Origin of the sequence: Lentzea albida (assembly GCF_900111005.1) — a bacterium.
In the GTDB taxonomy this organism is placed as follows: Bacteria; Actinomycetota; Actinomycetes; order Mycobacteriales; family Pseudonocardiaceae; genus Lentzea; species Lentzea albida.
On record NZ_FOFV01000023.1, the window covers coordinates 24,960 to 46,118 of the forward strand.

Consider the following 21,159-nt stretch of genomic DNA (forward strand, 5'->3'; position numbering starts at 1 on the left):
CTACTTACCGTGCCCGCGCAACCCCAGAGAGCGACGCGAAGTTGTCGTCAAACGGACAAGCGCTGCTCCATGAAGGACCGCAACGCGGGCCAATCGGTCTCCACCGCGACCTCTACCTGGTGCTTTCCCTCGACCAGGGCGCCTTCGTCGTCGATGTCGAGCCCGTGGGTCTCGAGCTTCAGGGTTCCGGGCACGATCGCCTCCGCCACCGCCACGGCGTCGTGGATCAGGATGCCCTCCTCGCGGTCGGAGTGGTTCTGGTCCTTGTGCGCCGCGAGGTAAGCGCGGTAGGTGCCGGTGAGGTTGCTGAGCACGGGGTCGACGTTCGCGAGGAACTCGGTGTCCGCGATGCACCGCTGAGTGAGGTTGAGCGGCACCACGACCGGGTTGCCCTTGCGGATGACGGTCCGCGCGGCCTTCGCGTCGGCCCAGAAGTTGAACTCGGCCCGCGCCGTCATGTTGCCCAGCCCGAGCCCGCCACCCATGACGATCAACCGCGGGAACTCCACACCGGCCTCGAGCGCCGCGGCGATGTTCGTGAGCGGCCCGATCGCCGCGACCACGGTGTCCGGCGTGATCGTGTCGGCGAAGAACCGCACGACGTCCTCGCCGCTGATCGGGACGGGGTTCTCGGGCAACGTGAGCGCCTGCCCGCCGAGCCCGTCCGCGCCGTGCACGTCCGCCGCGCCGCCGGGCCCCTCGGACCCCTTGACCACGGGCACGTCGGTGCGCCCGAGGTGCGCGAGCAACCGCAGTGCGTTCGCCGTGGTGAGGTCGAGCCCGACGTTGCCGAAGACCGTGGTCAGGCCCTTCAGTTCGACCTCGGGACTGCGGGCAGCGAGCGCGATCGCGAACGCGTCGTCGACGCCGGGGTCGGTGTCGATGATGAGAGGAGTCGCCATGCCGCCAGCTTGCCTGAGACGGGCCCGGCACCCGAAGTTAGAGTCTTCGTCCATGACTTCGATGTGGGGCGCCCCGGTCTGGACGCGCTGGCGCAGGTCGCGTCGTGACCCGATGCAGGCGCGGTTCCTCACGGTGGCCTCCCTGCGCTGGGTGCTGCGCCACCGCGCCTACACGCCCTGGTACCTCGTCCGGTACTGGCGGCTGCTGAAGTTCCGCCTGTTCAACCCGCACGTCGTGCTGCGCGGCATGGTGTTCTTCGGCAAGCGCGTCGAGGTGATGGCCCGCCCCGGCTTCGGCCGCCTCGAGATCGGCCGCTGGGTCCACATCGGCGACGGCAACGCCATCCGCTGCCACGAGGGGTCGCTGCGCATCGGTGACAAGGTCGTGTTCGGCAAGGACAACACCGTCAACTGCTACCTCGACATCGAGATCGGCGCGTCGTCGCTGGTCGCGGACTGGGTATACATCTGCGACTTCGACCACAAGGTCGAGGACATCACGCTGCCCATCAAGGACCAGGGCATCGTGAAGTCGCCGGTGCGGATCGGGCCGGACTGCTGGCTCGGCGCCAAGGTGACGGTGCTGCGCGGCACCCGTGTCGGGCGCGGGTGCGTGCTCGGGGCGCATGCGGTCGTGCGCGGGGACATCCCGGACTTCAAGATCGCGGTCGGGATGCCCGCGCGGGTGGTGCGGGACCGGCGCGCCGACTACGAGGCGGACGCGCAGCGGCGGGCGGACATCGCGGACATGGCCCGCAAAGCCAAGGAGGCCCTGGCCCAGCGGTCGGAGGACGCGTCGGCCTGACGGTCAGCGAGCGACCCGCAGCGGCGCGAGCTGCGGGCGCTTCGGGGTGAAGCCGTCGCCCGGCTGCCTGCCGATGAGCTTGTTCCGCGTCCGCGTGTAGGCCACCGGCAGCACCTGGTCGCGCAGCCACCGCCAGTGGTCCAGCACCGACGCCGACGCGGCCGTGCCCTCCAGCGGCGTCAGCCACGCCGGGTCGAACGGGATGCCGAGCGTCGACAGCAGGTGCCCGGCCAACCGCCTGTGCCCCAACGACGACAGGTGCAGGCGGTCGGGGCCGAAATAGCGCGAGTCGTGCACGCATTCATCGGCCTCGACGTCGACCAGCACGGCGTCGTAACGGGAAGCTGCGTCACGCACGGCCGTGTTCAGGGCCTCGATGCGTGGGCGCATGCGCCAGCCGAACGGCATGCGGTGCGAGATGTCGCTCAACGTGAAGACGGCGACGGTCGGCGCGAACGACGTCACGGCGCGCACGATGTCATCAACCCGCTGCGCGAGCTGGGAAGCCGTTGCGCCGGACATGACGTCGTTGCCGCCGCCGAAGAGCACGACCAGGTCCGGTTCCAGCGCCCGCGCGTTCGGGACCTGCTCCACCAGCATCTGGTCGAGGCGCCGGCCGCGCACGCCGAGGTTGGCGTAGCGGAAGCCCGGCCCGTCCAGCGCGGACGCGACGCGGTCCGCCCAGCCGCGGTACCGGCCGTCGGGCAGCAGGTCGTCCAGGCCCTCGGTGCAGCTGTCCCCGAGCGCCACGAAGCGTTGGTATTCCATTCAGTCCTCGGTCACCTCTTGTTAACGGGACCGGCGACTGTAGCGGATCTAGGTGAACAGATTTCCCGTCGCGATCTTGGGGCGGCCCAGCACGCGCGGTTCGCGCACCGAGGCGTTCGCGTACACCGATGCCGTGTCGGAGGCGATCGTGGCCCAGTTGAAGTCGGTGGCGAGCCGGGCTTTCGCGGCCTTCGCGCGGGTGGCGGCGGCGGTGGGATCCGACAGCACGGTGCGCACGGCGCGGGTGAGTCCGTCCACGTCACCGGGGGCGAACGACAGTCCGGTGACGCCGTCCAGCACGACCTCGCCGAGCCCGCCGGCGGTGGAGGCGACCAGGGGCGTTCCGGCGGCGGCGGCCTCCAGGGCCACGATGCCGAACGGTTCGTAGCGCGAGGGGAGCACGACGGCGTCGGCAGCGGTGAGCAACGCCGCCAGAGTCCGGTCGGAGAGGTGGCCGACGAACTCCACGGCCCGCAGCACGCGGTGTTTGCGCGCCTGGTCCTGCAGCCACTCGGTCTGCGACCCGCCACCGGCCACGACGACGCGCGTGCCGCGGTGGAACCGGCGGATGCGGGGGAGCGCGGCGATCAGGTCCTGGATGCCCTTTTCCCACTCGATGCGGCCGAAGAAGAACAGCAGCGGATCGCCGTGCGGCGAGTACGTGCGCCGGGCCGCGCCGACGTCCTTCGCGCGGACCTTCCAGCCGCCCGGCTCGATGCCGTTGTGCAGCACGGAGACGTCGGCGGTGTCCACTTCGAACAGGTGCGCGACCTCGCCGCGCATCGCCGACGAGCACGTGATCAGCGAGTCGGCGCGGTTCGCCAGCCACCACTCCACGGAGTGCACCTGCTGGTTCAGCGGGTGCGACAGCCAGCCCGAGTGACGGCCGGCCTCGGTCGCGTGGATCGTGGCGACCAGCGGCACGCCGAACGCCTCGGCCAGCGCGACGGCCGGGTGCGCGACGAGCCAGTCGTGCGCGTGCACCACGTCCGGGCGCCACGAACCCAACGCCAGCCCGGCGCGCGTCATGGCGTGACCCATCGCGAGCGTCCACGCCAGAAGGTCCTTCTCGAACACGAAGTGCGCCGGGTCCTCGGCGACGCGCACGAGCCGCACGCCCTCGCTCACCACGTCGGTGGTCGGGTGCGTGATCGCGTCGGTGCCGGAGGGCTGCCGGCACAGCACGACGACGTCGTGCCCCTGCGCGGCCAGCTGTGTCGCGAGCGCGTGGACGTGCCTGCCCAGCCCGCCGACGACCACCGGCGGGTACTCCCACGACAACATCAGCACGCGCATCCCGTTACCCCATTCCTCGCGCGTCCAGGTGCCCGAACGGGCCGTCCGCCGCGCGGAGCTCCGCCGCCCTGCCCAGTCCACGACCGCCGCGCGCCAACGCCGCGAGCTCGCTGAACCGGTCGCTGTGAATCTTCGCGCGGTAGCGGGCGTAGTCCGCGGCCGAGTCCTTCGTGACCATGAACGCCCAGTCGCTCGACAACGCCAGCAGCGCCTCGCGCACCGCCTGGTCCAGCACCGGATCCCGCACGTCGGAGGAGAAGTCCAGTCCCAGCAACTCCTTCTGCACCGACTCGTTCAACGACACGATGTCCGCGACCTGCGCGCCGTCCCACACGCGCCAGTCCTTGCCGCTGCCCCACGACGACGCCGGCAGCTCGACCGGCGCCCCCACGTGCCCGGCCTCGGCGGCACCGCGCAACGTCGTCACGCGCACCCCCGCCTCGGGCAACGCGCGCAGCACGGCTTCGAGCCACAACGGACCCTCGTGCCACCAGTGCCCGTACAGCTCGGTGTCGTAGGCCGCCACGACCATTCCGCCGTCGATCGCGCGCAACCGCCGCACGACCGTGTCCACGAAATCGGCCACATGCCTGTCGAGAGCCTCACGCGCCAGCAGCGGGTCGTACGGGCGCTTGTCCTCCGGCGCCACGTTCTTGCCCGTCACCCGCGACGGCTTGAGGCCCGTCGGGTGGTCGAAGGTGTGAAAATCCCGGTAGGCCGCATCACCCGGATAGCCGACCTTGGGCGACCACACGCGGTACGAGACCTCGAGGTCACGCCCGAACGCCAGCACGTCCGACGACCCGACGGGATGCGCGACCGACGTGTCGCCGTGCAGCGCGGGTCCGTCGACCATGAACCGCCGCACGCCCGCCGCCGCGTACCCCGCCTCCATGCCGGGCGAGTAACCGCACTCCGGAGCCCAGATCCCCTCCGGTGCACGGCCGATGCGCAGCGCCGTGTCGTCCAGGCCCGTCCGCAGCGCGAAAGCCCTGACGCGCGGATCCAGCAACGGCTGGAACGGGTGCGTCGCCGGACCGCCGAGCAGCTCGATCGTCGACGAGTCCACAAGGGACCGCAGCACGGGCGAGAACCCGTGCCGCCACTGCGTTTCGAACCTCTCCAGCGCCCACCGCGACGCCCGGTGCTCGTACGCGGACAGCTCCGGCAGCCGTTGCCCGGCGAAGTGCGAGCGCAGGTGCCAGTTGCCGAGCCAGTCGTGCATGCCCCGCAGGCAGTACGGGTCGTCCAGCTGCGCGGCCAGGACGGGCGTGACGCCGAGCGTCAGGACGTCGCTGCGGCCCTCGTCCGCGAACCGCCGCAGCATGTCCACGACGGGCAGGTACGAGTGCGCCCACGCCTGGTAGAGCCACTCCTCGCCGACCGGCCACGCGCCGTGGTGCGCGAGCCAGGGCAGGTGGCTGTGCAGGACCAGGCAGAACGTGCCCTCGGAGGCCTTTCCCGTCACGGGCGCACCGCCACGGCCACGAGGTCGAGGCAGGCGTCCATGTCGTCGGGCGTGATGTCGAAGTCCTCCACCGTCACCGACTCCACAGCCTCCTTGAGCTCGACCGGCCACGGGGCACCGGACAGGGCGACTTCGACCTGTGCGTTGATGATCTGTCCGTTCAGGAGCGTGTCAAGCCTTCGTCCGTGACGCAGCCCCGTCAGTTCGTCAACGCGGAAACCTGCGCCCCGCAGCATCTCGTCCAGTTCGGACGGTGCGAGTTCCCTGGTGTGGAACGGGTTCAGCGGCGTGTCCTGGCCGGGGGAGAACGTGATCCTGTTCGGCGTCGTCACGATGAGCTTCCCGCCGGGGCGCAGCACCCGCCGGCACTCCGCCAGGAACCCCTCCTGGTCCCACAGGTGCTCGATGACCTGCAGGTTCGCCACGACGTCGACGCTCCCGTCGCGCAGCGGCAGCGTCGCCAGGTTCCCGCGCAGCACGTCGAGCTGCGGATAGGCGCGCGCCACGTGCCGCGACGTCAGCTCGTCGTAGTCGAGGGCGACCACCCGGCGGGCGACCGTTCTGATCAGCTGGGCGCCGTAGCCCTCACCGCAGCCCGCCTCCAGCACGACCGCGTCCACGCAGTGGCCGATGAGGTGCAGGTAGGCCGCCTCGTGGCGCCGGAACCAGTAGTTCTCTTCCGCGATACCGGGCACCGTGCGTTCGCCGGTCAGGGGGAGGGTCACGCCCGCCAGGTTACTTGTGAGTAGACCGCCTGCGAACTACCTGGTGCGCGATCGCGGTGACGACACCGGCCGCGGTGAGCGCGGCGGTCGTCGGGACGTCCATGTACTTGGTCAGGCTGGGTGCCTCGCTGGGCCCGGTCAGCCACATGGTCAACGGCGTGGCGTACGCCAGCGCGAGGGCGCCTGACCACCAGCGCAGGGCCTTCGACCGGCGGTCGCGCAGGCTCGCGCCGAGGACGACGGCGATCGGGATCCCGGAGAGCAGTCCGAACCCGCCGACGACCATGACGGGCGCGGCCCAGGCCGCGACCAGCACGGACTTGGACGGGTGGGCGGCGGTGCGGCTCGAGATCGTGGTGGTGGTCGTGGTGGTGGACATGGTCGTTCTCCTTCTGGGGTTGGGGACTCGGCCCTTCAACTCGTTAGTGTCAGTCACGTTGGTTAGAGGCTATAACGCTTGTGACATGCAGAAGCTAAGCCGGGACGACCGTGACTGTCAATAACGAATGTGAGAGGGTCTAACCATGACGGCAGAGTCGGCGCAGAAGCCGCGTGAGCGCTACCGGGCTCAAGTGCGTGACGAGGTCAAGAAGCACGCGTGGGAGCAGATCGCGTCCAACGGCGTGACAGCGTTGTCACTCAACGCCATCGCCAAGGAGATGGGCATGACCGGCCCGGCGCTGTACCGGTACTTCGCCGGCCGCGACGAGCTGATCACCGCGCTCATCCGGGACGCGTACCGCAGCCTCGCCGACACCGTCCGTGCCGCGCACGAGCCGGGCATCACCGCCGCGGGGCTCGCCGCGGTCATCAGGGAGTGGGCGCTCGCCGACCCGCAGCGGTACATGCTGATCTACGGCACGCCCGTACCGGGATACCAGGCGCCCGACGACATCACCGCGATCTCCGACGAGATCCTGGCGGTGCTGCTGCAGGTCTGCGCCCGCGAGTCGGACGGCGAACCGAAGACCCCGTTCGACGTCGTCCTGGGCATGAACCGCGGGTGGGCGGGCGCGTTGCCGGCGTCGTCGCCGACGGTGCACCGCGCCCTGTCGTTCTGGACGCGGGTGCAGGGCGTGCTCTCGCTGGAGCTCGCCGGTCACCTCACGCCGCTGGGGTTCGATCCGGGGCTCCTCCTCGCGGAGGAGGTCGCGGAGCTCTGATCAGAACGGTGAGACCGTCACGGCCAGCGCGCCCGGTCCCACGTTCGCGCCGATCGCTGCGCTGACCTGCGTCAACACGACGTCACGGGCGTGCGGGATCCGCTTCTGCAACATCTGCAGCAGCTCGTGGCCCTCCTTCTCCGCCGCGAAGTGCTCGACGGCGAGGTCCACGTTGCGCCCGTAGGCGAGCGCCACGGCCTTGTCCACGAGCTTCGCCAGCGCCCGGTCGCGGCCCACGACCTTGTCGAACGGCTCCACCTGACCGTTCACGACGGTGAGCAGCGGCTTGACCGACAGCGCGTCGCCGAAGAGCTTCGCCGCCGCGCTGACCCGGCCCGCCTGGCGCAGGTAGTGCAGCGTGTCGACGTAGATCAGGACGCTGGCGTCGCGCCCGCGCTGCTCGGCGACGCTGCGCGCGTTCTGCACGTTGCCGCCGCCCTGGACGATCCGCGCGGCCGCGAGCGCCGCGAAACCGAGCGTCATGCCCGACGAGTGCGAGTCCACGATGAACACCGGCACGCGCGACTTGGCCGCGGCCTGCTTCGCCGCGTCCGTCGCGGGGGAGAGCTTCGGCGTCACGTGCACCGAGACGATCGTCTCCGCGCCCTTGGCCCACGCGTCCTGGTAGGCCCAGAAGAACGCGTCCGGTGCCGGCGGCTGCGTGGTGATGGGGATCTGCGCCTCCATCGCCCGCAGCAGCCTGTCGGTCGGCACGTAGGCCTCGTCGATCAGTTCCGACCCGATCTTGAGCTGCATGGGGACCGTGATGATGTCGAACCGGTCCGCCAGGCGGGACGGGAGTGACGCGGTCGAGTCGGTGACGACGGCTACTCGTGAGGACACGAACGAGAAGGTTAACCAAGGGTGATCGCGCTAGCCACGACCGATGGTTGGCAATTCGTGTGATCTCGCGCGGGACGGTTGCTTTGCGTGTTCGTCGAACGCACGGAGCGAACACCCCGGAATGGCACCCCGGTTGACACAATCGGGTGACTGGGTGACGTTCGGTGTTGATCTAGTGACGTCTCGTTCGCGCAGGAAAATGGCGTTATTCCACGTGCTTGAGCAAGCTTGTTCGTCCACTTTAGACGCTGGTTGGCCCCTCCCGCCGTGGGTAAGCTCGCACAATCTTCTGCCCGGTTGAGTGAGTAGGTGACCATGGGTGCAAAAGAGCAGGAACTAGTTCCGTTGCACGCCGGTTTCGACGTTGTCTACCGAGGTTTTCATCGACGTCAGGTCATCGAGCACATCGAGAATCTCGAGGAGCAGCTGCGCTTCACGAGCCTCGACCGGGCCGAGGCGCTGGCGCAGGCCGCCGATCTGCGCAAGATCCTGGAGATGACGCGCCAGGACCTGGAGGAGGCGCGCGCCAGGATCGAACGCCTGGAGACCACCTCCGGTTCGCACGCGAGCGCCACCGAACGGATGCACCGCATGCTGCGCCTCGCCGAGGACGAGGCCGCGGAGATGCACCTGCAGACCGAACGCGAGTGCGCGGACCTCCGCGAGCGCACGGAGGCCGAACTGGCCGCGGTGCGCGCCGAGGCGGAACGCGAGTCCGCCGCCATGCGCGCCGAGGCGGAGTCCGAGCTCTACGCCACCCGCCAGGACTGCGCGTCGCGTGCCGCCGCCATGGAACGCCGCGAGCTCGAGATGGAGCGCCGCTGCGCCGACCTCGAGGCCCAGCACCGCCAGCGCGCCGACGAGGTGGAGCGCGAGTGCGCCGAGGCCGTCGAACTGGCCCAGGTCGACGCGGACAGGCTGTTGCGGGAGACCGCGCTGCAGTGCAACTCGCTGGAGGCCGACTCCGAACGCAAGCGCGAGAAGGCCCAGCAGTTCTTCGAGCTCACCATGACCCGGCGCACCAACGAGGCCGCGCAACACCTGCAGGAGCAGGAGGCGCTGGCGAGGGCGCGGTCGGAGTTCGTGGTGAAGATGGCGAGCCGTGAAGCGCAGCGCCGGCTGGCCGAGGTCGCCGACCGCACCGCCGAGCTGCACGAGCTGCGCCGCACCGTCCACTCGCAACTGTCGGCCGCCCGCACCGCCCTCTCGGCGGCGGCGGAACGCGTTGCGCCCGTGCACATCCCCGAACAAGTGGCCGCGTCGTGAAGCGTTGGGTCCCGCTGGTGGTCGGCGCGCTGATGGTGCCGGCGTCGGTGACGGCGTTCGGGTTCTCGGTCTACGGCGACGAACTGACGACGGCGCTGTCGTCCTCACCGGCGCAGCCCGTCGTCCTGGCGGGCCCCGTGCCGGTGACGGACTTCGTCGCGCCACTGCGCATGGAACCCCCGGCCCCGCTGATGGTGCCGGCGGCCGTCGCCCAGCAGGCGGTGCGCGATCTGTTCACGACGCACGCCGTCAAGGGCATCACCTTCGCGCCGGGCACCGCCTCCCTGGTGGGCCGAGGCGAGGACGTGCGGCGCTCACTGGCAGGCGTGCTGCGCAACGTGACCGGCTCGGTGACGTTGGTGGCGCACGCGTGGAACGGCGAGACGGCGTCGCACCGCTGCGACGTCCTCGCGATGGAAAGGGCCGGCCTGCTGCGGCAGTACCTGGCCGAGCAGGGCGTGGACAGCGAGATCACCACGCGGGTGGTCGTGGACCCCGTCTGGGGCCCTCCGTCGGACTTCGGACCCCAGATCGACGTCCTCGTGAGCTAGGAGCCTTGGCAATGGCAGGGGCAGTCGGGATCGTCTTCGGGTTGTGCGTGCTGTCCTTCACGTTGGGGGCGGCCCTCATGTACGTGCTGGTGCGACGCCGCGAGGAGGCAGCACAGGACAACGCGGCACCCTCGGAGGCGCCGGCCGAGCCGAAGTGGGCCGGGCGGACGTGGGTGGACAAGCCCATGGCGGTCGAGCCGGTGGACGCCGACTACGAGACGCGGCCGATCCACCGCAACGCGGTGGTGGGCCTGCCGCACCTGGAACCGGCGCTGGCAACGCTGGCCGAGCCGGTGGCGCACCGCGGGGCGGACCGGTCTGCGGTGCGCTCTGCAGGACCTGCCGCTCGACTCGTGGTGGAGCCCGCCGAACCTCTTGCGCCGCAAGCCGCCGTGGATCTCGCCGCCGAACTCGCTGTGGATCCTGCAGCCGAATTGGTCGCGGAGCCCGCCGCCGAGGAGACCGCAGGCGAGCCGGTTCCGCAGTTCGCGCAGGACCCGGCCGCCCAGCAGCCGGTCACGCAGCCCGCGCACGAGTCAGCCGCACACGTGCCGGCCACCCAACCCGCGCAACAGCCCGCACAAGAGCCGGCCGAACCTCCAGAGCCGCCCGCGACGCGCACCACCCTCCCCCCACCCGCCACACCCCAACCGGCCGAACACACCACCTGGGTGGAGCGCGAGGACTTCCGCCAGCGCTACCTCCGCACGTTCGAAGAGGTCCGCCGCAGGGCCGGCAGCAACTGAACGACGCAACGCAAGCAGCGATGTCGGAAAGTCGTCGGTTCCTGTCCGAAATCCGCCAGAGGAACCGCGACCCCCGCTGATATCACTCGGTCATGACTTCCGCACCTGACCGCACGAAGCTCTTCCACGCCCTCCACCACCACGGACCGCTCGCCCTCCCGAACGCCTGGGACGTGGCCTCTGCCCTCGTCGTCGAGGCGGCCGGGGCCAAGGCCGTCGCCACCACCAGTGCCGGGGTGGCGTGGAGCCTCGGCGCGCCGGACGGGGACGCGCTCGACCGCGAGCGGGCCATCGACCTCGTGGCCCGGATCGCGAAGGCGGTCGGGGTTCCGGTGTCCGCGGACATCGAGTCGGGCTTCGGCGTGGACGCGGAGCAGGTCGGGGACACGGCGAGGGCCGTCGTCGAGGCGGGTGCGTCCGGCGTCAACATCGAGGACGGCCTGCAAGGCGGGCTGCGCGACGTGGCGGAGCAGCAGGAACGGCTCGCGGCGGCCAGGGAGGCGGCGCCCGACCTCTACATCAACGCGCGGACCGACGTCTTCCTGCGCGGAGTCGGTGAGCCGGAGGAACGTCTGCGGCTGGCGGTCGACCGTGCGCGGGCCTATCTGGAGGCGGGGGCGAGCGGCATCTTCGTGCCGGGGGTGACGGATCTGGCGACGGTGGCCGAGCTCGCGAAGGCGATCGACGCGCCGCTCAACGTGCTGGCCGGGCCGGGCGCGCCCGCGGTCCACGAGTTGGGGACCGCGGGCGCTGCCAGGATCAGCGTCGGCACCGCACTGGCGTCAGCGGCCTACGCGGTGGCCAGGACCGCCGCCGAGGAGTTGCTGACGAAGGGCACGTACGACAGCACCGGTGACGGGCTGGAGTACGGCGAGCTGAACGCGCTCTTCGGGAACTAGTGCTTCCTGCCGCGGAACTTCCGCAGCAGCTGTTCGGCCTGGGCGCGCTTGCGCGGGTCCTGCGCCATCTGCCGTGCCTTGGCTTGCAGCTTGTGGCCCTGCGGACTGCGCAGGAACCTGGTGATCTTGTCCATGAAGCCGGCCATCGGTCCTCCAGGTGTCCGTTACGTCCATTTCAACGGACGAAACCTCACCCGGAGTTCCCGAGGGTCACACCGGCGAAACGGTGATCCCGAGCGCACCTGGTCCGACGTGGGCCCCGATGGCCGAGCTGACCTGCGTCACCATGAACTGGCGAACGTTGGGCACCTTGCGCCGCAACGTCCTCAGCAGTCGCGACGCCTTCTCCTCGGCGTCGAAGTGCTCCACGGCGACGTCCACGGTGTCGGTGCCCGCGCGCTTGATCGCGATGTCGATCATCCGGTTGAGCGCGCGGTCGGCGCCGATCACCTTGTCCAGCGGGGTGATCTGGCCGTCGGCCATGGTCAGCAACGGCTTCATCGACAGCACCCCGCCGACCAGGGCGGCGGCGGCACCGATGCGGCCGCCGCGGCGCAGGTACTCGAGCGTGTCGACGTAGATCAGCTCGGTGGACCTGTCGAAACGCGCCTGGGCCGTCGCGAGCACCTTCTCGACGTTGCCGCCCGCCTCGGCGACCTTCGCGGCCGCTTGGACGGCGTAGCCGATGCTCATCCCGCACGTGTGGGTGTCGATGACGTGCACGGGCACGCGGACCTTGGCGGCAGCTTCGCGAGCGGCCTCGACGGTCGCGGACTGGCGGCTCGACACGTGCACGGACACGATCGAGCGAACACCCTGTGCGGCCAACTCGTTGTACGTCCAGAAGAACGCGTTCGGGTCGGGCGGGATCGTCGCCACCGGAACGTTGGCACGCATGGCCGACACCAGGTCGGGGACCGGGATGCGGGACTCGTCGTCGGTGTGGTCGCCGATCCGCACCTGGATCTGCACCACTTCGATGCCGAGCCGATCAGTCAGCTGCGCCGGGAGACAAGCCGTGGAGTCTGTCACGATCGCTACTCGCCGGTACATGTCAGCGCAGCCTAGTCCCTCGAATGGGGTAGGTCTCAAATGGTGGCGTTAACGGGTGATAACTGTCACGCTAGCGGGGTGCTTGCTGCTGTTTGCAGCGCTGCTACTGGCGGGTAACATCCGGGTGATGGCAGGGTCGTGAACACCCGGCGGCGCAGTTCTAGAGTCCTCTGCGCAAGCGTCGCCGCCCGTCCGCAGGAGGTCGAAGAGGACCTATGAACATTGTTGTCCTGGTCAAGCAGGTGCCTGACACCTGGTCCGAGCGCAAGCTCACCGACGCCGACCACACCCTTGACCGCGAATCCGCGGATGCCGTGCTCGACGAGATCAACGAGCGCGCCGTCGAAGAGGCCCTGCAGCTGCAGGAAGCCCACGGCGGTGAGGTCACCGTGATCGCGATGGGTCCCGACCGCGCCACCGACGCCATCCGCAAGGCGTTGTCGATGGGTGCGGACAAGGCGATCCACGTGAGCGACGAGGCTCTGCACGGTTCGGACGTGCTGGCGACGGCGAAGGTCCTCGCGAAGGCGATCGGCACGGTCGAGAACGTCGACCTGGTCATCGCGGGCAACGAGGCGACCGACGGCCGCGCGGGCGCTGTCCCGGCCGTTCTCGCCGAGCTGCTCGGCCTGCCGCAGGTCACCCAGCTGCGCAAGGTCACCGTCGAGGGCACCACGATCAAGGGCGAGCGCGAGACCGACGAGGGCGTCGCGTTCCTCGAGGCCTCGCTCCCGGCCGTGGTCTCCGTGACCGAGAAGATCAACGAGCCGCGGTACCCGTCCTTCAAGGGCATCATGGCCGCCAAGAAGAAGCCCGTCTCCACGCTCACCGTGGCGGACCTGGGCATCGACGCCTCCGAGGTCGGCCTGTCCGGCGCGTACACCCAGGTGCAGGAGGCTTCCCCGAAGCCGCCGCGCAGCGCGGGTCAGCGCGTCGAGGACGGTGGCGACGGCGGTTCCAAGATCGCCGAGTTCCTCGTCGGCCAGAAGCTCATCTGAGGGAGGGGAAGTCATGTCTGAAGTACTCGTGCTGGTCGACCACGTCGACGGCGAGGTCAAGAAGGTCACCTACGAGCTGCTGACGGCCGCGCGCCGCCTCGGCACCCCGTCCGCCGTGGTCGTGGGCGCGCCCGGCACCGCGTCCAAGATCCGCGAGTCGCTCGGCAAGTACGGCGCCGCCAAGGTGTACGCCGTCGAGTCCGACGACGCCGCGAGCTTCCTCGTCACCCCGAAGGTCGACGCCCTCGCCGCCCTCGCCCCGAACGCGTCCGCGGTGCTCGTCTCCGCGACGATCGAGGGCAAGGAGGTCGCGGGCCGCCTCGCCGTGCGCATCGACTCCGGCTGGCTCGTCGACGTCGTGGACGTCGAGGCCGACGGCACCGGCGTGCAGTCCATCTTCGGTGGCGCGTTCGTCGTCAAGGCGAAGGTCAGCAAGGGCACCCCGGTCATCACGGTCCGCCCCGGCGGCGTGGAGGCCGAGGAGTCCGCCGCGGACGCCGCCCTCGACGAGTCGGTCTCCATCTCCGTGGACGCCGCCAAGTCCGCCCGCGTCACCTCGCGTGAGACCGTCGTCGGCGGCGACCGCCCGGAGCTGACCGAGGCCTCGGTCGTCGTCTCCGGTGGCCGCGGCGTCGGCTCCGCCGAGAAGTTCTCCGTCGTCGAGGAACTCGCCGACTCGCTCGGCGCCGCCGTCGGTGCCTCGCGCGCCGCCGTCGACTCCGGCTACTACCCGCACCAGTTCCAGGTGGGCCAGACCGGCAAGACGGTCTCGCCGCAGCTGTACGTGGCGCTGGGCATCTCCGGTGCCATCCAGCACCGCGCGGGCATGCAGACCTCGAAGACGATCGTCGCGGTCAACAAGGACCCCGAGGCCCCGATCTTCGAGATCGCCGACTTCGGTGTGGTGGGCGACCTGTTCAACGTCGCGCCGCAGCTGACCGAGGACGTCAAGAAGCGCAAGGGCTGAGCCTCCCGCTCACCGACGGCCGTCCCACTCCGGTGGGGCGGCCGTTCGCGTTAGGCTCCGCGTCATGACGGACGAGCGTTACTGGCTCCAGTACCAGTGAAGGAAAGTCCAGCGGCTGCACACCTCGCCTGACGACAGCGAGGCGAGCGGCTGTCCCAGCGAGATCCGCGAATACCGGCGCCGCTACCGGTTCCACTCTCCCGAGTCCCCTTCCTACGAGCGCACCTTCCTGCTCAGGTGGTGCTCGGACTGCCGCACTTTCGGCACCTACACCGTGCACGTGAGCCGGGACGTGGTGCTGGACGACCCGCTGGCCGATCTCGGTGAGGACGAGTGCGATCGCCTCGTGGGCAAGGAACGGCACCTCGTCCGGGAACTCGACCGCCGCTTCAGGCGGCGCTGATCGGCCGGTACCGTCCTGCGAACGGCTCTCCTGGGGGGAACTGAAGCGTGATCAGCATGCGGCTGCACCACATCGACATCGCGGACGGCGCGCCGGAGGACGAGCTCGGCTCCGTCTCCATCGCGGAGACGGACGACCCGGACAGCCACCAGTTCACGTTCGAGGTCGGCGGCGATCCGCACGACACGGACCGGATGGCCTCGTACGGCGTCGTGCTCGGCGGCCTGACCGACGGCGGCTGCATCCGGTACGCCGACCTCACCGAGGGCGTTCTGACGCTGGAGTTCCGCGAGTCGACGGTGAGGAGCTTCGGCCTGGACGAAGCGGTGCTGCGGATGCGGCTTGAGTTCGAACCCGGCGTGGTCGCCGCGCTGGGACGTGGGCTCCGCACGGTCTTCACGTCCGGACCGTTCGACTTCCGCCCGGTGCTCGGCGGTGACCTCGCGGTCGAGCCCGGCGGTCAGCGGGAGGTCTTCCTGCACTTCCCCGACGTCGAGATCGCGTTCGACGAACTGGAGGAGATCGTCGAACGCGTGGTGGGCGACGCCGGTGAGGTCACCGGTACGGGTTCCGGGCAGACCGGCGGCAACCTCGACATCGCGATCTGGGGCGACGTCGACCTCCCAGCGTTGCTGCGGACGCTCGCCGGGGAGTTCATGGACGCCGGACTGCCGGGCGGGTCCGAGTTCCACCTGGTCGGTGAGAACCGGCGGGTGTCACTGCGGTCGCTGAGCGGCGCATGATGTGCTGAAACAGGCTGGAACGCGGCACTCGTGACCGTCTCGCAACCGGAATCGCCCCACATCACCCGAGCAGTCGCGCGGACAACCCGGGGTTAACCCACCTGCCACTGACCGGTCATCGTTCTGACCTGCTGCGATTAGCCGACCCGGCTTCACCCTGGTTCGCATGACGCAGCCGGAACTGCTTGTCAGCACCCCCGTCCAGCAGGACGCGGACGCACCCCGCTACTCCCTCCTCGTCGCCCGTGACAGCGAAGAAGTCGTCGCCGCGCAGAGACTGCGCTACGAGGTGTTCGCCGGTGAGATGGGGGCGACGCTGCACACCGGCGTGCCCGGCCACGACGTCGACGAGTTCGACGAGCACTGCGACCACCTCGTGGTGCGCGACGACCGCAACGGCGAGATCGTCGGCGGCTACCGGATGCTGCCGCCCGAGCGCGCGCGGGAAGCCGGAAGGCTTTACAGCGACGGCGAGTTCGACCTCTCCAACCTCGACGCGATCCGGCACAGCACCGTCGAGACCGGTCGCTCGTGCGTGCACCCCGACCACCGCAACGGTGCCGTCGTCAGCCTCGTGTGGGCCGGCATCGCGCGGTACATGTTGCTGAGCGGGCACAAGTGGCTCGTCGGGTGCGCGTCGATCCCCTTGCAGGACGGCGGAACGCTCGCGGCCGGCGTGTGGGACACCGTGCACGCCAAGCACTACGCGCCCGAGCGGTACCGCGTCACGCCGCACCATCCGTGGGACGTCGACTCGGTCGTGCGGCCGGAGAAGACCGTGGTGCCGCCGTTGCTCAAGGGGTACCTGCGGCTCGGCGCCAAGATCTGCGGACGGCCCGCGCTCGACGCGGACTTCGGCGTCGCCGACCTCTTCATCCTGCTCGGCATGGACGAGATCGACCAGCGCTACCTGAAGTTCTTCCTGGGGGAGACGCCATGAGCCACGCGTGGATGCCCGCGTCGCCGTGTGGTGACGGGTGCGTCGGCAGCGCGCCGGACGAGGTCGGCAGGCTGCGGCAGACCTGGCGGGCGGTCACCGCGGTGACCGCCATCCTCTGCGGCGTCGCCATCGCCCTCGCGCTGCTCCTGCCCGGCCGGCAGCGGGAAAGCGTTGTGCGGCTGTGGTTCCACGCCGTGCTCCGGGCGTTCGGCGTGAGGCTCGAGGTCCACGGCGCCAGGAGGTTCCAGGAGATCCCGAAACGCGGTGTGCTCGTCGCGAGCAACCACGTGTCGTGGCTCGACGAGCTCGCGATCGACTCGGTGCAGCCGGTGAAGATCGTGGCCAAGAAGGACATCAAGAGCTGGCCCGTGCTCGGACCGATCATCACGGCGGTGGGCACGGTCTACCTCGACCGGGAGAGGCTGCGCGAGTTGCCGCGGACCGTGGACGAGCTGGCCACGACGCTGCGCAACGGCAGCGCGGTCGTCATCCACGCCGAGGGCACGACGTGGTGCGGGCTCGCGTCCGGGCACTACAAGCCGGCGCTGTTCCAGGCCGCGCTCGACGCCGGGGTGCCGGTGCGGCCGATCGTGCTGCGCTACCGGATCGGCGACCACGTCACGACGCAGCCCGCGTTCATCGGCAGCGACACGCTGGTCGATTCGATCCGCCGGGTGCTGAAGGTCCGCGATCTGGTCGTCGAGGTCCACGTGCTGGACGAGATCGCTCCCGGACGTGCCGCCACGCGCAGGGAGTTGGCGAAACTTGCCGAAGAACAATCAATCCGCTTGACCTCGACCGAACTGGAGATTGCACCATCTACAGGTGACACTCACCGAGCCCGCACCATCTCGCCTCTGGTCGCCTGAACGCCGCTGGCCCACCACGGGCATCCTCCTGCTGGTCACCCTGCTCGCCTTCGAGGCGATGGGGGTCGGCACGGCGATGCCCACCATGGTCCGCGAGCTGGAGGGCGAGGCGCTGTACGCGTGGCCGTTCCTCGCGAACCTCGCGGCGAGCGTCATCGCGACTGTTTTCTCCGGACGGCTGTCCGACCGGCGCGGCCCGAAACCCGCGGTGCTGATCGGCGTCGTGCTGTTCCTCGCCGGGCTCGTGGTCGCGGGCCTGGCCGAGACGATGGCCGTGCTGCTCGCGGGCCGCGTGCTGCAGGGGTTCGGCGCGGGTTTCCTGATCGTCGCGATCTACGTCGTGATCGCGGTCGCCTACCCCGAGGACGCCAGGCCGGCCGTGTTCGGCGCGCTGTCCGCGGCGTGGGTCGTGCCGTCGCTGGTGGGACCGGCCGTCGCGGGCTGGGCGACCGAGCACCTCACGTGGCGGCTGGTGTTCCTCGCCATCGTGCCGTTGGTGCTCATCGGCATCGTGTTGCTCATTCCTGTGCTCAAGAAGCTCCCACCGCACGCCGAGACGCCCCCGCAGCGCAAGTACCTGCCTCTCGCCGCCGTGGCCGTCGGTCTGGGCGTGGCGGGCCTGAGCTGGTCGTTGCAGCACCGCACGTGGTGGATGCTCGTGGTGGCGCTGCTGCTGCTCGCGCCCGCGTTGCGCATCCTGCTGCCCAAGGGCACGCTCATCGCCCGCCGCGGCCTGCCGGTCACGATCCTGGCCCGAGGCCTGCTCGCAGGCACGTTCTTCGCGGTCGAGGGCTTCATCCCGCTGACGTTGTCCGTCGTGCACGGCTACTCACCGCTCGAAGCGGGCATTCCGCTCACGCTGAGCGCCCTCGGCTGGGCGGGTGCGTCGATGTGGGCGTCGAGGCACCCCGAGATCGAACGCCACACGCTCGTGCGCACCGGGTTCCTGTTCGTGGCGACCGGTGTCGCGGCCGTGACGCTCATCGCACCCACGTGGGGTCCCGCCTTCCTCACACCGGTCCTGTGGGCCGTGGCGGGCGCCGGCATGGGCATGGCGACGTCCAGCGTCGGCGTGCTGATGATGGCCGCGTCGCCCGAGGCCGACCGGGGTTTCAACTCGGCGGCGCTGCAGATCTCGGACATGCTCTTCTCCGCGACCATGATCGGACTCGGCGGCGTGCTCGTCGTGGCGACGGCGCCGACCGCGGGCGTGGTGGTGCTCAACCTGTCGATGGCGGCGTTGGCGGTGGTGGGAGCGGTTCTGACCGGGCCGCGGATGCGGGCTACGCTGAAGGCCTGATGGCTTATCTCGACCACGCGGCCACGACCCCCATGCACCCCGAGGCGGTCGCGGCCATGACCGAGGCGTTGTCCACCACGGGCAACGCCTCGTCGCTGCACACCTCCGGCAGGCGGGCGCGGCGCGCCGTCGAGGAGGCCCGCGAGGACATCGCCGACGCCCTGGGAGCCCGGCCGTCCGAGGTGCTCTTCACCGGCGGCGGCACCGAGAGCGACAACCTCGCCGTCAAGGGCGTCTACTGGGCCAGCGGCCGCCGTCGCGTGCTCGCCTCGGCCGTCGAGCACCACGCCGTGCTGGACGCCGTCGAGTGGCTGGAGCAGCAGGGCGCGGACGTCACCTGGCTGCCCACCGACCGCTTCGGGCGGGTGTCGCCGGAGTCGGTGGCCGACGCGCTGGACGACGACGTAGCGCTCGTCACCACGATGTGGGCGAACAACGAGGTCGGCACCATCAACCCCGTCCACGACATCGCGCGCGTGTGCGCGGAGCGCGGTGTGCCGTTCCACACGGACGCGGTGCAGGCCGTGGGCGCCGTCCCGGTCGACTTCGCCGCGTCCGGCGCCTCCGCGCTGACCATGACCGGCCACAAGGTCGGCGGTCCGTACGGCGTCGGCGTGCTGCTGCTCGCGCGGGACGTGAAGTGCACGCCGTTGATGCACGGCGGAGGCCAGGAACGTGACGTGCGCTCCGGCACCCTCGACGTGCCGTCGATCGTCGGCCTGGCGCGCGCGGTGCGGATCTCGGTGGAGGAACAGGCTTCCCGTGCCGTGGAGATCGCGGCGCTGCGGGACGAGCTGATCGCGTCGGTGCGCGCCGTCGTGCCGGACGTGGTCGTGAACGGCGACCCGGTCGACCGCCTGCCGGGCAACGCGCACCTGACGTTCCCCGGCTGCGAGGGCGACAGCCTGCTGATGCTGCTCGACGCGAAGGGTGTCGAGGCCTCGACGGGCTCCGCGTGCACGGCCGGCGTCGCGCAGCCTTCGCACGTGCTGCTGGCGATGGACGTCGAACCGGCGCTGGCGCGCGGATCCCTGAGGTTCTCCCTCGGGCATACGTCGACGCGCGCGGATGTTGAACAACTCGCGGCGGTCATCGGCCCGGTGGTCGAGCGCGCGCGTACGGCAGGTCTGGCAGGCATGAGGCGTTCCCGGAAGGTGGTCAAGCAGTGAAGGTCCTCGCGGCGATGAGCGGTGGTGTCGATTCCGCGGTGGCGGCGGCACGGGCCGTCGAAGCGGGGCACGACGTGACGGGCGTGCACTTGGCGTTGTCGGCGAAGCCCGGCACGCTGCGCACGGGCGCACGCGGCTGCTGCACGATCGAGGACGCGCACGACGCTCGTCGCGCCGCCGACCTGATGGGCATCCCGTTCTACGTCTGGGACTTCGCCGAGCGCTTCACCGAGGAGGTCGTGGAGGACTTCGTCGCGGAGTACGCGGCGGGCCGCACGCCGAACCCGTGCCTGCGCTGCAACGAGCGGATCAAGTTCGAGGCGTTGCTGGACAAGGCGATCGCGCTGGGCTTCGACGCCGTCTGCACCGGCCACTACGCGCGCCTGGAGATGGTGGACGGCCGTCCCGAACTGCGCCGCTCCGCCGACCTGGGCAAGGACCAGTCGTACGTGCTGGCATCGCTCACCGAAGAGCAGCTCTCGCACGCGATGTTCCCGCTCGGCGACACGACGAAGGACGAGGTGCGCGTCGAGGCGGCCTCGCGGGGCCTGTCGGTCGCGAAGAAGCCGGACAGCCACGACATCTGCTTCATCCCGGACGGCGACACGCAGAAGTTCCTGGCGGGCCGCATGGAGACCAAGCCGGGCCTGCTGATCGACGACGCGACCGGCGCGGTGCTCGGCCGGCACGCGGGCGTGCACGAGTTCACCGTCGGCCAGCGCAAGGGCCTCGGCCTCGACGGCCCGGCGCCCGACGGCCGCCCGCGGTACGTCCTGGCGCTGGAGCCGGTGTCGGGCACCGTGCGCGTCGGCGCGGTCGAAAAGCTCGCCGTGACGGAGATCTCGGCTTCGGCACCGGTCGCGCACGTGGAGCTCGACGGGCCCGTCGAGTGCGTCGCGCAGGTGCGGGCGCACGGCGGCACGGCACCGGCGGTCGCCGAACTCGTCGACGGCGTGCTGCGGGTGCAGCTGAGGGAGCCGTTGAAGGGCGTGGCGCCCGGTCAGGCCGTGGCGATCTACCGCGAGGACGCGGCCGGGGACGTCGTGCTGGCCAGCGCGACCATCGACTCGACCCGCTAATTCGGTTGTAGGGCAGGACAAGGCGGATCTAGCGTTCGCCGCGTGACGTTCATTGACACGGAGTTCGACCTCGCCGCGCGGGCTCGTACCGCGTTCCGGTGCTTCGTCGGTCCAGCGGACCGGCGGAAGCTGAACGGTCAGGCCCGTCGCGACGAGATGCCCGTGTGGGTCGTGTCGCCGTTGCGCCGGTTGGGTGCGCGCCGGTT

The 21,159-nt window shown here is 70.3% G+C and carries 24 protein-coding genes; 15 read left to right on the forward strand and 9 right to left on the reverse strand.

The genetic code is table 11. The features are described 5' to 3' along the window. Positions 1-47: 47 nt before the first annotated feature. Positions 48-902 carry a nucleoside hydrolase gene (locus BMY74_RS38455; protein ID WP_089925419.1) on the reverse strand — a complete coding sequence of 285 codons (855 nt, stop codon included), beginning with the start codon at positions 900-902 and terminating at the stop codon, positions 48-50. Between the two features lie 52 nt (positions 903-954). On the opposite strand from BMY74_RS38455, the gene BMY74_RS38460 reads away from it, so the two are divergent. Continuing rightward, positions 955-1,707, forward strand: a complete 753-nt coding sequence (locus BMY74_RS38460; RefSeq protein WP_089925422.1) for an acyltransferase — start codon at positions 955-957, stop codon at positions 1,705-1,707. Positions 1,708-1,710: 3 nt separating this feature from the next. Here the strand turns inward: BMY74_RS38460 and BMY74_RS38465 are convergent, their stop codons facing one another. The 5 genes from BMY74_RS38465 to BMY74_RS38485 are packed head-to-tail and all read right to left on the reverse strand — an operon-like array spanning position 1,711 to position 6,343. Next, entirely contained in the window at positions 1,711-2,475 is a 765-nt protein-coding gene (locus BMY74_RS38465) for an SGNH/GDSL hydrolase family protein (protein WP_089925424.1), read from the reverse strand. 48 nt (positions 2,476-2,523) lie between these two features. Continuing rightward, positions 2,524-3,771 carry a glycosyltransferase family 4 protein gene (locus BMY74_RS38470; protein ID WP_089925427.1) on the reverse strand — a complete coding sequence of 416 codons (1,248 nt, stop codon included), beginning with the start codon at positions 3,769-3,771 and terminating at the stop codon, positions 2,524-2,526. Positions 3,772-3,775: 4 nt separating this feature from the next. Next, positions 3,776-5,239, reverse strand: coding sequence for a 1,4-alpha-glucan branching protein domain-containing protein (locus BMY74_RS38475; protein WP_089925430.1), 1,464 nt, complete (start codon positions 5,237-5,239; stop codon positions 3,776-3,778). After that, on the reverse strand, positions 5,236-5,964 hold the full coding sequence (locus tag BMY74_RS38480) for a class I SAM-dependent methyltransferase (RefSeq protein WP_245786610.1): 729 nt from the start codon (positions 5,962-5,964) through the stop codon (positions 5,236-5,238). Before BMY74_RS38480 ends, BMY74_RS38475 begins: the two co-directional genes overlap by 4 nt. Before the next feature lie 10 nt (positions 5,965-5,974). Continuing rightward, positions 5,975-6,343 carry a hypothetical protein gene (locus tag BMY74_RS38485; RefSeq protein ID WP_089925433.1) on the reverse strand — a complete coding sequence of 123 codons (369 nt, stop codon included), beginning with the start codon at positions 6,341-6,343 and terminating at the stop codon, positions 5,975-5,977. Positions 6,344-6,488: 145 nt separating this feature from the next. Between BMY74_RS38485 and BMY74_RS38490 the strand changes: the two genes are divergently transcribed. Then, entirely contained in the window at positions 6,489-7,127 is a 639-nt protein-coding gene (locus tag BMY74_RS38490) for a TetR/AcrR family transcriptional regulator (RefSeq protein ID WP_089925436.1), read from the forward strand. On the opposite strand, the gene BMY74_RS38495 is transcribed toward BMY74_RS38490, so the two are convergent. Next, positions 7,128-7,970 (reverse strand): DegV family protein, encoded by an 843-nt coding sequence (locus tag BMY74_RS38495; protein ID WP_089925438.1) that lies wholly within the window; start codon positions 7,968-7,970, stop codon positions 7,128-7,130. A gap of 315 nt (positions 7,971-8,285) precedes the next feature. Between BMY74_RS38495 and BMY74_RS38500 the strand changes: the two genes are divergently transcribed. The 4 genes from BMY74_RS38500 (at position 8,286) to BMY74_RS38515 (ending at position 11,432) form a co-directional block, all read left to right on the forward strand. Beyond that, on the forward strand, positions 8,286-9,236 hold the full coding sequence (locus BMY74_RS38500; protein WP_143091873.1) for a coiled-coil domain-containing protein: 951 nt from the start codon (positions 8,286-8,288) through the stop codon (positions 9,234-9,236). Next, positions 9,233-9,787: a hypothetical protein gene (locus tag BMY74_RS38505; RefSeq protein WP_089925443.1), complete on the forward strand. Its 555-nt coding sequence runs from the start codon at positions 9,233-9,235 to the stop codon at positions 9,785-9,787. The genes BMY74_RS38500 and BMY74_RS38505 overlap by 4 nt, the downstream gene beginning before the upstream one ends. Positions 9,788-9,798: 11 nt before the next feature. After that, positions 9,799-10,533: a hypothetical protein gene (locus BMY74_RS45470; RefSeq protein ID WP_089925447.1), complete on the forward strand. Its 735-nt coding sequence runs from the start codon at positions 9,799-9,801 to the stop codon at positions 10,531-10,533. A 92-nt stretch (positions 10,534-10,625) separates the two neighbouring features. Then, positions 10,626-11,432, forward strand: coding sequence for an isocitrate lyase/PEP mutase family protein (locus BMY74_RS38515; RefSeq protein WP_089925451.1), 807 nt, complete (start codon positions 10,626-10,628; stop codon positions 11,430-11,432). Here the strand turns inward: BMY74_RS38515 and BMY74_RS45475 are convergent. Then, entirely contained in the window at positions 11,429-11,578 is a 150-nt protein-coding gene (locus BMY74_RS45475; RefSeq protein WP_177230128.1) for a hypothetical protein, read from the reverse strand. The two genes, BMY74_RS38515 and BMY74_RS45475, sit on opposite strands and share 4 nt — an antisense overlap. A 64-nt stretch (positions 11,579-11,642) precedes the next feature. Further along, positions 11,643-12,485, reverse strand: coding sequence for a DegV family protein (locus tag BMY74_RS38520; protein WP_089925457.1), 843 nt, complete (start codon positions 12,483-12,485; stop codon positions 11,643-11,645). Positions 12,486-12,700: 215 nt separating this feature from the next. On the opposite strand from BMY74_RS38520, the gene BMY74_RS38525 reads away from it, so the two are divergent. From BMY74_RS38525 to mnmA, 9 genes are all read left to right on the forward strand, one after another. After that, positions 12,701-13,483 carry an electron transfer flavoprotein subunit beta/FixA family protein gene (locus tag BMY74_RS38525; RefSeq protein WP_089925460.1) on the forward strand — a complete coding sequence of 261 codons (783 nt, stop codon included), beginning with the start codon at positions 12,701-12,703 and terminating at the stop codon, positions 13,481-13,483. A 13-nt stretch (positions 13,484-13,496) separates the two neighbouring features. Continuing rightward, the gene (locus tag BMY74_RS38530; protein WP_089925463.1) at positions 13,497-14,450 is read left to right on the forward strand and encodes an electron transfer flavoprotein subunit alpha/FixB family protein; all 954 of its coding nucleotides are present in this window, start codon (positions 13,497-13,499) and stop codon (positions 14,448-14,450) included. Between the two features lie 280 nt (positions 14,451-14,730). Then, a complete protein-coding gene (locus tag BMY74_RS46740; RefSeq protein WP_281245042.1) occupies positions 14,731-14,853 on the forward strand; it encodes a hypothetical protein in 123 nt (40 codons plus the stop codon). 47 nt (positions 14,854-14,900) lie between these two features. Continuing rightward, on the forward strand, positions 14,901-15,596 hold the full coding sequence (locus tag BMY74_RS38535; protein WP_089925469.1) for a hypothetical protein: 696 nt from the start codon (positions 14,901-14,903) through the stop codon (positions 15,594-15,596). 166 nt (positions 15,597-15,762) lie between these two features. Beyond that, on the forward strand, positions 15,763-16,536 hold the full coding sequence (locus BMY74_RS38540) for a GNAT family N-acetyltransferase (RefSeq protein ID WP_089925472.1): 774 nt from the start codon (positions 15,763-15,765) through the stop codon (positions 16,534-16,536). Then, entirely contained in the window at positions 16,533-17,405 is an 873-nt protein-coding gene (locus BMY74_RS38545) for a lysophospholipid acyltransferase family protein (RefSeq protein WP_089925476.1), read from the forward strand. The genes BMY74_RS38540 and BMY74_RS38545 overlap by 4 nt, the downstream gene beginning before the upstream one ends. Beyond that, positions 17,362-18,705 (forward strand): MFS transporter, encoded by a 1,344-nt coding sequence (locus BMY74_RS38550; protein ID WP_245786611.1) that lies wholly within the window; start codon positions 17,362-17,364, stop codon positions 18,703-18,705. Before BMY74_RS38545 ends, BMY74_RS38550 begins: the two co-directional genes overlap by 44 nt. Continuing rightward, on the forward strand, positions 18,705-19,874 hold the full coding sequence (locus tag BMY74_RS38555; protein ID WP_089925479.1) for a cysteine desulfurase family protein: 1,170 nt from the start codon (positions 18,705-18,707) through the stop codon (positions 19,872-19,874). Before BMY74_RS38550 ends, BMY74_RS38555 begins: the two co-directional genes overlap by 1 nt. Continuing rightward, the gene (gene mnmA / locus BMY74_RS38560; RefSeq protein ID WP_089925483.1) at positions 19,871-20,953 is read left to right on the forward strand and encodes a tRNA 2-thiouridine(34) synthase MnmA; all 1,083 of its coding nucleotides are present in this window, start codon (positions 19,871-19,873) and stop codon (positions 20,951-20,953) included. Before BMY74_RS38555 ends, mnmA begins: the two co-directional genes overlap by 4 nt. Positions 20,954-21,159: the final 206 nt, after the last annotated feature.